At 62.5% G+C, this 12,141-nt stretch carries 9 protein-coding genes; 3 read left to right on the top strand and 6 right to left on the bottom strand.

Translation table 11 applies throughout. The features are described 5' to 3' along the window. Window positions 1–46 precede the first annotated feature (46 nt). Complete coding sequence (locus ACIQC5_RS03630; RefSeq protein WP_400278467.1) at window positions 47–1,144, top strand: PLP-dependent cysteine synthase family protein; 1,098 nt, start codon at window positions 47–49, stop codon at window positions 1,142–1,144. Here the strand turns inward: ACIQC5_RS03630 and ACIQC5_RS03625 are convergent, their stop codons facing one another. Then, window positions 1,145–1,819 carry an MBL fold metallo-hydrolase gene (locus ACIQC5_RS03625; RefSeq protein ID WP_400278466.1) on the bottom strand — a complete coding sequence of 225 codons (675 nt, stop codon included), beginning with the start codon at window positions 1,817–1,819 and terminating at the stop codon, window positions 1,145–1,147. Window positions 1,820–1,913: 94 nt separating this feature from the next. On the opposite strand from ACIQC5_RS03625, the gene ACIQC5_RS03620 reads away from it, so the two are divergent. Further along, a complete protein-coding gene (locus ACIQC5_RS03620) occupies window positions 1,914–2,381 on the top strand; it encodes a Fur family transcriptional regulator (RefSeq protein WP_400278465.1) in 468 nt (155 codons plus the stop codon). Between the two features lie 36 nt (window positions 2,382–2,417). Here the strand turns inward: ACIQC5_RS03620 and ACIQC5_RS03615 are convergent, their stop codons facing one another. The 5 genes from ACIQC5_RS03615 to ACIQC5_RS03595 form a co-directional block, all read right to left on the bottom strand. Further along, on the bottom strand, window positions 2,418–3,308 hold the full coding sequence (locus tag ACIQC5_RS03615; RefSeq protein WP_400278464.1) for a metal ABC transporter permease: 891 nt from the start codon (window positions 3,306–3,308) through the stop codon (window positions 2,418–2,420). Then, window positions 3,309–4,112: a metal ABC transporter ATP-binding protein gene (locus ACIQC5_RS03610; protein ID WP_400278462.1), complete on the bottom strand. Its 804-nt coding sequence runs from the start codon at window positions 4,110–4,112 to the stop codon at window positions 3,309–3,311. Window positions 4,113–4,275: 163 nt separating this feature from the next. Further along, the gene (locus tag ACIQC5_RS03605) at window positions 4,276–5,274 is read right to left on the bottom strand and encodes a metal ABC transporter solute-binding protein, Zn/Mn family (protein ID WP_400278461.1); all 999 of its coding nucleotides are present in this window, start codon (window positions 5,272–5,274) and stop codon (window positions 4,276–4,278) included. Between the two features lie 105 nt (window positions 5,275–5,379). Then, the gene (locus ACIQC5_RS03600; RefSeq protein WP_400278460.1) at window positions 5,380–6,450 is read right to left on the bottom strand and encodes a hemolysin family protein; all 1,071 of its coding nucleotides are present in this window, start codon (window positions 6,448–6,450) and stop codon (window positions 5,380–5,382) included. Beyond that, entirely contained in the window at window positions 6,447–7,799 is a 1,353-nt protein-coding gene (locus ACIQC5_RS03595) for a hemolysin family protein (protein WP_400278459.1), read from the bottom strand. Before ACIQC5_RS03595 ends, ACIQC5_RS03600 begins: the two co-directional genes overlap by 4 nt. Window positions 7,800–8,270: 471 nt before the next feature. Between ACIQC5_RS03595 and ACIQC5_RS03590 the strand changes: the two genes are divergently transcribed. Continuing rightward, window positions 8,271–12,065, top strand: coding sequence for a multifunctional oxoglutarate decarboxylase/oxoglutarate dehydrogenase thiamine pyrophosphate-binding subunit/dihydrolipoyllysine-residue succinyltransferase subunit (locus ACIQC5_RS03590; protein WP_400278458.1), 3,795 nt, complete (start codon window positions 8,271–8,273; stop codon window positions 12,063–12,065). The last annotated feature ends 76 nt before the right edge of the window (window positions 12,066–12,141 follow it).

Here is a 12,141-nt window from a genome sequence, read left to right as displayed (position 1 = left end):
TTCAAGCCTAGTCTTGTGGTCGATGGCACGCCGGTAGGCTTGGACCGTGAGCAAATCAGCAACGGGCAGCGCGTGCATTCAGGACAGGGCATGGGCCAGCGAGGCCATCCGCAAGATCGAGGCCGAGAACAACCGATCGGCGGACACGCATCTCTACGCAGTGCCACTGCCCCAGCACTGGGGCGTTCAACTCTATCTGAAGGATGAGTCGACGCACCGTTCCGGCAGCCTGAAGCACCGTCTGGCACGCTCACTTTTCCTGTACGGGCTGGTCAACGGCTGGATCACCGAGGGCACCACGGTTGTGGAGGCCTCCAGCGGCAGTACAGCGGTGTCCGAGGCCTACTTTGCCCGCCTCATCGGACTCCCGTTCATCGCGGTCATGGCCAAAACCACCAGCCCGGAAAAGATCGCGCTCATCGAGGAGTTCGGCGGAGCTTGCCTGCTGGTGGACCATGCCTCTGAGGTGTATGCCGTGGCTGAGCAAACCGCCCGGACGTCCGGCGGCTATTACATGGACCAGTTCACTTTTGCCGAGCGCGCCACCGACTGGCGCGGCAACAACAACATCGCTGAATCGATTTTCGAACAGCTCGCGCTCGAAGAACACCCAGTGCCCGAATGGATTGTGGTTGGTGCCGGAACGGGCGGTACCTGCGCCACGATTGGGCGCTACCTGCGCTACAACCGTCACAGCACAAAGCTCGCGGTAGTGGACCCTGAGAATTCGGCTTTCTACCCGGCCTGGCGCGACGCCGGTACCACCGCCGCCACCGGCCTGCCCTCCCGCATCGAAGGCATCGGTCGTCCCCGCGTGGAACCCAGTTTTGTGCCTGCCGTGATCGACCACATGATCCAGGTCCCCGACGCGGCCTCCATAGCGGCCATGCGCCATCTCCGGAAGCTCGCCGGTCTGCACGCCGGGCCATCCACCGGCACCAATCTCTGGGGCGTATGGCAACTCGTGGCGCAGATGGTTTCCGAGGGCCGCAGGGGAAGCATCGTCTCGCTCATGTGCGATGGCGGGGACCGCTACACCGGCAGCTATAACGACGACGGATGGCTGGCCGGGCAGGGTCTGGACCCTTCACCGCACGAAGCCATTATTGACCGCTTCCATGAAACAGGCGTGTGGAGCGGCTAGCTAAACCTCCACTGACTCCCGGGTTGCGAGCCGCGTGTAGCTTGTCCCGTAGCGGGCGCCGATCCGCGTCACATGGCCTTCCACAATTCCCCGGCCCAACTCGTTGAGCAATCCGTCGTGGACCGGGAATGCCTTGGGCGCGCGGACTGATATGACGAAGTCCACTACCTCGCCCACTTTGGACCATGGCGCGTGGATGGGGACCAGGAGCGTTTGGACCTCGATGCCGTCCGGGACCACGAACGAGTCGCCGGGGTGGAAGACGTTCCCGTCCACCAAGTAACCAATGTTGGCCACCACGGGGATCTGCGCATGGATCAGGGCGTGCTGTCCGCCGAAGGTTTGCACCGAGAAGCCCGCGACGTCGAAGGTTGATCCGGGTTCAACGTCGTGAATGCGGGCCGCGACGTCCGCCGGGGCTTCGCTGTGCTGCACAGTCTCCGCCAGGGCACGAGCCACACCCGCAGGGGCGAAAACCTCCAGAGCCGGGTTGCTTCGCAACGCGGCGAGGACTGCAGGACGGTCAATGTGGTCATTATGCTCGTGCGTCACCAGTACCGCGTCCGCGCCGGCCAGTGCCTCATCCGACTCCGAAAAGGTCCCCGGATCCAGGACCAGGACCCTCTTCTCCTTTTCCAGGCGGACACAGGCATGCGTGTACTTGGTGAGCTTCATGCTGACAGCCTAGGGGCCCTCGCTGACCGATTCCAAGCCATGCCTGCTGGTAAAATTGGTATTTGCCAACGTCTCCAGGGAAGTGAGTCCTTAAATGCCACACGGCACCAACTCCGCCACGACCGGCCCAGCCGCGCCGGCCACCAGCGGCGTCAAGGAGCAGCGCGTCACCAAGCAGCGCTTGGCCGTGAGCGCAGCGTTGGACGAACTGGATGACTTCGTCAGCACCCAGGAGTTGTACCGCCTGCTGCAAAACAAAGGCATCTCCGTTTCGCTGGCAACGGCCTACCGCATCCTTCAATCACTGGCCGACGATGGCCTCATCGATGTCCTCCGGAACGGTGAAGGCGAAGCTGTGTACCGCCGCTGCGCCGTCACCGGGCACCACCATCACCTGCTGTGCAGGAACTGCGGCAAGGCTGTAGAGGTGGAGGCACCCGCCGTCGAGACCTGGGCCGCCCGCACTGCAGGGGAACACGGTTTTACCGACGTTGCGCACACGGTTGAAATTTTCGGCCTGTGCCCTGAATGCACCGCCAAAAAGGCAGTAGGGCAGCTCTAGGGCAAGCCGCCCAGGTTACAGACCCCCAAGGCACGCTCAGAGCGCTGCGGCCGGCTGGTCCCGCGTTACCCTGCCGTTGAGGCCCCGGTTGGTACGAATGCGACCAATGACGCGGCACACCACGTAGATCAGGAATGACAGTGTGGTGACGTAGGGACTGATGGGGATCCGGCTGCCAAGGGCCAAAAGGATGCCACCAACGGTTGCCGCGATCGCAAACACCACGCTCAACAGCACCACGAGGCGCGGCGAGGTCGTGACCCGAAGCGCTGCGGCAGCGGGTGTGATCAACAAGGCCAGAACCAGGAGCGCCCCCACGATCTGGATGGACAACGCGACACTGACGCCGAGCAGAACCATGAAGCCGATGGCCAGTCCGCGGACGGGTACGCCCCTTGCCTCCGCCATCTCCGGATCCACACTCGCGAAGCTCAGGGGACGCCACATGGCGGCCAGTGCAATCATGACCACCACGGCCGTTCCGGCGAGAACCTGCAGTTGGACGGTATCTACAGACACAATCTGACCTGTCAAGAGCCCAAACTTGTTCGCAGCGCGACCCTCATAAAGGGCCAGGAACAGGATCCCCAGGCCCAATCCAAAGGGCATGATCACACCGATGATCGAGTTCTTGTCCCGTGCGCGGACGCCCATGAAACCGAGCAACACGGCGGCGGCCACAGAGCCGATCAAGGACCCGAAGATAATATCGGCGCCAATCAGGAGGGCGAAGGCCGCGCCGGCAAAGGAGAGTTCCGAAATGCCGTGTACAGCGAAAGCGAGATCCCGCTTCATGACGAACGTGCCTACCAGCCCGCCGAGCAATCCGAGCACGGCTCCGGCCCAGATGGAGTTCTGGACAAGGACCAGGAGCTCGCCATAGTTCTCGAAATTGAAGATGGTCTGCAGGATGCTGCCGAGATCCATTTAGAAGTCCTCCCCGGCGGTCGCGTGGGCATCGTCATGGAAGTGGGTGGTGGCGTCCGGAAGACCGACGACGACGATCCTTCCGTTGGTATGGATGACCTCCACATGGCTGTTGTAGAGCTCCGACAGGACTTCGGTGGTCATCACTTGTTGCGGCGTTCCCACGCGGAACTGGCCGCCGGCCAAATACAGCACCCGGTCCACATACTCGATGACCGGGTTGATTTCGTGGGTAACGAACACCACGGCACTGTTTCGGGCGTGGCATTGCTCGTTGATCAAAGCGCTGACACCCTGTTGGTGATGCAGGTCCAGGGAAAGCAACGGCTCGTCGCATAACAGGACCTGCGGTTCGGTGGCGAGAGCCTGTGCCACCCGCAGGCGCTGCTGCTCGCCGCCCGACAATTGCCCCACCGGAACCTTCGCATAGTCAGAGGCACCAACGAGTTCCAGCAACTCGTCCACGCGCCGGTTGACCTTGCTCCCTGCGAACCTCATTCCCCACCGGTGTCCGTCAATACCCAGGCCCACCAAGTCGCGTGCCCGCAACGGGGTGTCCGGCGCAAACGACTTCTGCTGCGGGATATAACCGATTCGCTCGCTGCCCCGTTCCACCGCGTGCCCGCCCAGGGACACTGTGCCGGAGTGCAGCTCCTGGAGCCCAAGGAGGACCTTCAGGAAGCTCGTTTTGCCACTGCCGTTCGGACCGAGGACAGCGAAAAACTCCCCGGGGCTGATGTCGAGGTCAAGGCCCCGCCAGAGAGTCCTCTTGCCGAACTGCAGGCTCGCTCCACGGAGGCTCACTACCGGTGTCAAAACTTGTCCTCGATCCATGCGTTGCTGGGGAACGCAAAAGTTGGTGCGCCGTCGGCGCTGAATGTGGCGGCAAGCGCAAAAGCCCCGCAGCCATCCTGATTATCTTAGGACGCCTGCGGGGACCTTCACGGCACTTTGAGGCCTCGGAACTCTACTTCTTCAGGGCTGATGTCAGGGACTCCACGTTGTCCGTCATCCACTGAACATAGTCTTTGCCATCAGGCAGAGTCTCGGTGAAGTTCACCACGGGCACCCCGGCCGTCCCCGCAGCACGCTTGACTGCCTCGGTCTGAGGCCCTTCTGTCTGCTCGTTATAGGCCAACAGGCGCACGCCCTGGGCTCCGAACAAGTCCGTGGTTTCCTTCAGGACCGAGGCTGGGACGTCCGTGCCTTCTTCGATGGCCGCGCTGTACGCCTCGGGGGTCTTGTTTTCGAGTCCTGCTGCTTCCAGGAGGTAGAGCGGCACAGGTTCCGTGATGGCTACCGGAGCGTGTTCATTGGCTGTCTTCAAGGCGTTCAATTTTCCTGTGAGATCAGCCAGCTTCGCCTTGAAGGCAGCGGCGTTGGCCGTAAACGTCGAGGCTGAGGCGCCATCCAGGCTGCCCAGCTTGCCCGCAACAGCGTCCGCAAGCTTGGACACGGTGTCCAGGCTGTACCAAACATGCTCATTGAACTCACCGTGGCTGTGGTCGTGGCCGTCCTCCGAGTGTGATGCCTCCTCGGACGCTTCTTCCGGGGCCAGGCCCGAGATTTCGACCGCGCTGATCATGTTGTCATGGCCAATCTTGGCGTCATCGGCGATCTTGTGCAGGAAGTCGTCGTAGCCGCCGCCGTTTTCCACCACGAGCTTTGCCTTGGAGATCACCAGTTTGTCCTGCGCACTGGCTTCGTAGGAATGCGGGTCTTGGCTGGTTTTAGTGATGATGGAACTGACGTTGACTTTGTCGCCACCCACTGCTTTGACGATGTCGCCATAGACGTTCGTGGAGGTCACCACCTCAATGACACCGGACGACGACGGCCCTGTGGCTTCAACGGTCCCGGCGCAGGAAGTCAGCAGCAGGGCGGCAAGGCCGGCAGACGCGGCAATGGACAGGCGGGCGGCGGAACGACGCACGAAGACCTCGGATCTACTCAAAATGAGAATCAAACACAATTACTGGCGGGTTTCAGTGTAACCCTAATTGGGAATGATTCCTATTTAGGCGACGGTGGCGCCGCCCGAACTGCGGACGGCGCCACCACGGACATCCAGCTACTGCGTTTGTTGACCACCCAAGCGCCGGATGCCAGTGGCCTGTGTGGCGTCGCGAATCTCGCCCACCAACTGTTCGATGACATCCTCCAGGAACAGCACACCCTGGGTGGAGCCGCCCGGGCCCACCACCCGGGCCAAATGCGATCCCGTCCGCTGCATGACGGACATTGCCTGCTCGATTTCGTCTTCCGGCGACAGGTTTGCCAACGAACGGATCCGCCCCTCGGCGATCGGATGCTTGCGCCCTTCATCGGGGATGGACAGGACATCCTTGACGTGCAGGTATCCGGCGAGTTCGCCGTCGTCGTCTACCATCGGGAACCGCGAAAAGCCCGTACGGCTGACCGCTTTCTCCAAGTCCACCGGCGTGGATGCAGTCTTCAAGACCACCAATTTGTCCAGTGGAACCATGATGTGCGCCGCCGTGTGCTCCGAGAACTCCAGGGCGCCGCTCAGCAAACCGGCGTCGTCGTCCACCAGGCCGTGGCGCGTGGACTCCTGGACGATCGACTGGACTTCCTCAAGCGTGAACGACGACGACACTTCATCCTTGGGCTCAATGTTCATCAGACGCAGGATGTGGTTCGCCAGCCAGTTGAGGGTCCAGATCACCGGCTTCACCAGCCCGCCGATGAACATCAAGGGAGGGGCCAGCAGAAGTGCCGCCTTGTCGGCCACGGACACCGAAATATTCTTCGGCACCATTTCGCCAAAGGTCACATGCAGGAACGTCACGAACAGCAAGGCAATGGCAAACGCGATGACGTCGGCCAGCTCCACAGGAACGCCCGCCATCTCCAAGGGCGAGGCCAAGAGGTGGTGGATGGCCGGCTCCGCCACCTGGAGAATCAGGAGCGAACAGACCGTGATCCCCAGCTGTGCACACGCGAGCATCAGCGAAACGTTCTCCATGGCCCGCAGCGTGGTTTGGGCGCGCTTGGATCCGGACTCCGCCAAAGGCTCGATCTGGCTGCGGCGCGCGGACATGACTGCGAATTCCGCAGCCACGAAGAAGGCATTGCCAATCAACAGAATGACGAGCCAGACTATGCCTACCCAGTCGCTCATACGGCACCTGCCTCATGCCGGGAATTCCGCTCATCCTGGGCCGTAGGTTCCTCAGTTTCCGTGTGATGGAAGCAGATTCGGTCAATTCGCCGGCCATCCATCCGGGTGACCGTCAACGTTCCGCCAACGGCTTCCACGACGTCGCCCACCTTGGCGATGCGGCCAAGCTTGCTCATCACGTAGCCGCCTACCGTCTCGTAGGCCGACTCGTCAGGGACAGTCAGGCCCGAAATCTGCTCGGAGACCTCATCCGGTCGCAACAGCCCCGGGAAGTACCAGTCCCCTGAAGCGCTTTGCAACAGTCCTGGGCGGACCTTGTCATGCTCGTCGGAAACCTCGCCCACAATTTCCTCCACGAGGTCCTCAAGGGTTGCGATCCCCGCCGTTCCGCCGTACTCGTCAAGGACGACGGCGAGCTGAAGGTTGCCCTCGCGAAGTTCAGCAAGGAGGGAGTCAAGGTGGATGGTCTCGGGAACCCGAAGGACATCCGTCATGATCGCGCCGGCTTCAAGTTTGGCCCGACGGTCCGCGGGGACCGCCACTGCCTTCTTGACGTGGACGACGCCGCGTATGTCGTCGGCGGAATCGCCAATGACCGGGAACCGGGAGTAGCCCGTACGGCGTGCGGCATCGAGGATGTCGACCACCGGCTGGTCGGCGTCGATGGTTTCCATTCGGATGCGTGGCGTCATGACGTCCGCCGCGGTCCTTCCGGAAAAGTTCAGGGTTCGGGCAACGAAGTTCGCTGTGCCCGCGTCCAAGGTGCCAAGCTCAGCCGAGCGCCGCACCAACGACGCCAGTTCGGCAGGCGTGCGTGCTCCCGAAATCTCTTCTTTGGCTTCAAGCCCGAACAGGTTCAGCACCTTGTTGGAGAAGCCATTGAGCACCACGATCGCCGGTTTGAAGACGGCCGTGAACATGAGCTGGGGACGAGCCAGACGCTTGCCCAGCGGGAAGGCCAGGGCAATGGCCATGTTCTTGGGTACCAGCTCACCGAGCAGCATGGAGAGCAGGGTGGCAAATGCCATCGCCACAATCAAGGCAACGGAATGCGCCACCTCCCTCGGAAGTCCGAGCGCGCCCAGCGGACCCACCAGGAGTTGCCCCACTGACGGCTCCATGACGAAGCCGGTCAGCAGTGTGGTCAGGGTAATGCCGAGCTGGCAGCTGGACAGCTGGGTGGACAAGGACTTGAGGCATTTCAGCAGCGGCGCCGCAGCGTGGTCGCCGTCGTTGACGGCCCTCTGAACGCTCGCCTGGTCCAAGGCGACGAGGGAAAACTCAACCGCTACAAAGAAGCCGGTGCCCAGAATGAGGGCAAAGCCGGCAAGGAGAAGAATCCATTCCACTTAGCGCATCCCCCCAAGGGCGGGCGTGAACACTGGAATGAAAGGCTCCGCCTCGGGACAGCGGCCCGGCGGAGGCTGGTCGGGCGCCGTGGACGCACGGTCCGCGGCACCACCGGCATTGAATGCCGGCGCGTGATGGGCATGTGAACGGGTGTTGCCGGCTCGAGGGGTACGCTGCGCGGGATTGCCTGCTTGGCTCCCCCGACAGTTCCCAGGCCGGCACCTAGATTTACTGTCCATAAGACTTTCAGTCTACAGTCGCCGAGCCGGCCGGCAGAGCCGCAAAACCGGTACCGCGCTTCAATACGTCCGCGCCAACATGATTTAGGTCACCACTATTGGCAGTTAACCAACGATCCTAACTAGACTGTCAGGGGTCTGAGTTCGCGGGACCCGGACCCTGGTGCATTGTTGCGGAAAAGCAACCTTGACCAGCGGGAAATCAACACTCATGGAAGAGGCGTATTTCAAGTGCCAGAGCAGCCCAGCCACCGTCTACCAGAGGAATTTGGCGGAAACGAGTGGCTCGTTGACGAACTGTACGAGCGGTACCAGCAGGACAAGAATTCGGTCGACGCCAAGTGGTGGCCGCTCTTCGAATCCTTTGACACCGGTGACGGCACTTCTTCCAACGGAACCTCCGCAGCTCCAGCAGCTGCCAATCCCCCTACCCAAGTACTTCCCGTGGTAGCTCCGGCTGCAGCGGCTCCGGCACCGGCGCCGGCCGCTCCCTCAGCTGCCCCGGCCCAGGCCCCTGCTGCTCCCGCTCCGGCGAAGAAAGCACCGGCCACCGTTGCCAGGGACGGAGCAAAGAAGCCCGCCGGCGGCAACGCGGCCCAGCCGATCCCTGCCCAGCTCCCGAAGAGCACCAAGGCGCCTACCGCACCAGAGGAAGACGTTGTTTCCGTCCTCCGCGGACCTGCCAAGGCCATCGCCACCAACATGGTGACCAGCCTGGAGGTACCCACCGCCACAAGCGTCAGGGCAGTTCCTGCCAAGCTGCTCATCGACAACCGGGTGGTCATCAACTCCAACCTTGCCCGCGCCCGCGGCGGCAAGGTGTCCTTCACCCACCTCATCGGTTACGCAGTCGTCCGGGCACTTTCCCAGTTCCCGTCGATGAACGTTTACTACGACGAGATCGATGGCAAGCCGAGCGCCGTGCAGCCCGCACACGTCAACTTCGGTATCGCCATTGACATGCCCAAGCCCGATGGCACCCGCCTCCTGATGGTTCCCAACATCAAGAAGGCCGAAACCATGGACTTCGCAGAGTTCTGGCACACCTACGAGGACCTGATCAAGCGCGCCCGCAACGGCAAGCTGACCGCCGACGACCACGCCGGCACCACTGTCTCGCTGACCAACCCCGGCGGCATTGGGACGGTTCACTCCGTGCCTCGCCTCTCCAAGGGGCAGGCCGCCATCATCGGCGTCGGTGCCTTGGACTACCCGGCCGAATTCCAGGGCGCGAGCGAGAAGATCATCGCCCAGAACGCCATCAGCAAGATCCTCACACTGACGTCCACGTATGACCACCGCGTCATCCAGGGTGCCGGCAGCGGCGAGTTCCTCAAGCTCGTCCACCAGCTCCTGCTGGGTGCACAGAACTTCTACGACGAAATCTTCGAAGCCCTGCGCATTCCGTACGAGCCCGTCCGCTGGAGCCCCGACCTCCAGGTGGATCCGGCAGACGAGATCAACAAGGTCGCCCGGATTCAGCAGCTGATCCACTCCTACCGTGTTCGCGGCCACCTGATGGCTGACACCGATCCGTTGGAGTACGTGCAGCGCAAGCACCCGGACCTCGACGTCCTGACCTACGGCCTGACGCTGTGGGACCTGGACCGCGAGTGGCCCACCGGCGGCTTCGGCGGTAAGCCCCAGCTCAAGTTCCGCGACATCCTGGGCGTCCTGCGCGACGCTTACTGCCGCACCACGGGCATCGAGTACATGCACATCCAGGAACCGGCAGAACGCAAGTGGTTCCAGGACCAGCTGGAGCACCCCTACTCCAAGCCGAGCCGCGAAGAGCAGCTGCGCATCGTGTCCAAGCTCAACGCTGCCGAGGCCTTCGAGACCTTCCTGCAGACCAAGTTCGTCGGACAGAAGCGATTCTCCCTTGAAGGTGGCGAGTCGCTGATCCCGCTGCTCGACGCCATCATCTCGGACGCAGCCGACGACGGCCTCGACGAAGTTGCGATCGGCATGGCCCACCGTGGCCGTCTCAACGTTCTCACCAACATCGCCGGCAAGACCTACGCCCAGGTGTTCCGCGAGTTCGAAGGCACCCAGGATCCGCGCTCGGTCCAGGGATCCGGCGACGTCAAGTACCACCTGGGTACGGAAGGCACGTTCACATCGGACAACGGCAAGCAGACCAAGGTTTACCTCGCTGCCAACCCGTCCCACCTCGAGGCCGTGGACTCTGTGCTCGAAGGCATCGTCCGCGCCAAGCAGGACCGTCTGGATCAGGGCGAATCGTTCCCTGTCCTGCCGATCATGGTCCACGGTGACGCTGCATTCGCCGGCCAAGGTGTTGTGGCGGAAACCCTCAACCTGTCCCAGCTGCGCGGCTACCGCACCGGCGGCACCATCCACGTGATCGTCAACAACCAGGTTGGCTTCACCACGGCTCCGTCGTCATCGCGTTCGTCCACGTACTCCACGGACGTTGCCAAGATGATCCAGGCACCGGTCTTCCATGTGAACGGCGACGACCCCGAGGCCGTGGTGCGCATCGCGCAGCTCGCCTACGAGTTCCGTCAGCGTTTCCACAAGGATGTCGTTATCGACATGGTGTGCTACCGCCGCCGTGGTCACAACGAGGGCGACGACCCCTCGATGACCCAGCCGCTGATGTACAACCTGATCGAAGCCAAGCGTTCGGTCCGCAAGTTGTACACCGAATCGCTGATCGGCCGTGGCGACATCACCGAGGAAGAAGCAGAGCAGCTGCTCCGCGACTACCAGGAACGCCTTGAGCGTGTCTTCGCAGAGACCCACGCTGCGCAGACCTCGCCCATCCCGATCATCACTGCGGACTCCGCGGCTGTTTCGGACATCGAGCGTCCCATCGCCCAGCAGGCCGACTTTGGAACCAACTCCCCGGCTTCCACTGCGATTTCCACTGAGACGCTTGCCCGCATCGGCAAGGCCCACCTGGAAATTCCGGAGGGCTTCACGGTGCACTCCAAGCTCAAGCAGCTGTTGGAGAAGCGCGAGCAGATGTCCCGTGAAGGCGGCATCGACTGGGGCTTTGGCGAGATCGCGGCCTTTGGTTCGCTCATCATGGAAGGCGTCCCGGTCCGTTTGGCCGGCCAGGACTCACGCCGCGGTACCTTCGTGCAGCGCCATGCAGTGTTCCACGACCGTGCCAATGGCAACGAATGGCTGCCGCTAGGCAACCTCTCGGACAACCAGGCCAAGCTGTGGATCTACGACTCCCTGCTGTCGGAATATGCCGCGATGGGCTTCGAATACGGCTACTCGGTGGAGCGTCCCGATGCCCTGGTGCTGTGGGAAGCCCAGTTCGGTGACTTCGTCAACGGTGCACAGACCATCATTGACGAGTTCATCTCCTCGGCTGAGCAGAAGTGGGGCCAGCGCTCCTCGCTGGTCCTCATGCTGCCGCATGGCTACGAAGGACAGGGCCCGGACCACTCGTCGGCCCGTATCGAGCGGTTCCTGCAGCTTTGTGCCGAGGACAACATGATCGTGGCCAACCCGACCACGGCAGCCTCGCACTTCCACTTGCTGCGCCGTCAGGCGTACAGCCGCCCGCGCAAGCCGTTGATCATCTTCACGCCGAAGCAGCTGCTCCGCCTCAAGGGCGCCGCATCCGCCGTCGAGGACTTCACTACTGGCGGCTTCAAGCCGGTCATCGGTGACAACGACGTGCAGGCAGCAAATGTGGACCGTGTCATCCTGGTCTCCGGTCGGTTGTACTACGACCTCCTGTCGAACCGCCAGAAGTCCGGCGATACGTCCACTGCGATCATCCGTGTGGAGCAGCTTTACCCGCTGCCGAAGGCCGAGATCGACGCCGAACTCGCCAAGTACCCGAACGCGGACATCGTTTGGGCGCAGGACGAGCCTGCCAACCAGGGCCCGTGGCCGTTCATGGGCCTGAACCTGGCCCCGGAGCTGGACCGCAAGCTTCGCCTCGTGTCGCGTCCGGCCTCGGCATCAACGGCTGCCGGTTCCATGAAGCGCCACGCTGCCGAGCAGGACTCCCTGATCAAGCAGGCCTTCGAACGCAAGTAGGCAAGAAACTGCCCGGCCGGATGCGCTGATAACGCGCCTCTGGCCGGGCAGTTCTGTTTAATGGGACAGGTACCCG

This window comes from Paenarthrobacter sp. NPDC092416 (genome assembly GCF_044755025.1).
In the GTDB taxonomy this organism is placed as follows: Bacteria; Actinomycetota; Actinomycetes; order Actinomycetales; family Micrococcaceae; genus Arthrobacter.
This window is presented reverse-complemented; position numbering and strand designations above follow the sequence as displayed.

Excerpts from the sequence above, each read along its gene's own strand:
- ACIQC5_RS03625 (WP_400278466.1), bottom strand. The coding sequence starts at position 1,819 with ATGAAGCTCACCAAGTACACGCATGCCTGTGTCCGCCTGGAAAAGGAG.
- ACIQC5_RS03620 (WP_400278465.1), top strand. The coding sequence starts at position 1,914 with ATGCCACACGGCACCAACTCCGCCACGACCGGCCCAGCCGCGCCGGCC.
- ACIQC5_RS03615 (WP_400278464.1), bottom strand. The coding sequence starts at position 3,308 with ATGGATCTCGGCAGCATCCTGCAGACCATCTTCAATTTCGAGAACTAT.
- ACIQC5_RS03600 (WP_400278460.1), bottom strand. The coding sequence starts at position 6,450 with ATGAGCGACTGGGTAGGCATAGTCTGGCTCGTCATTCTGTTGATTGGC.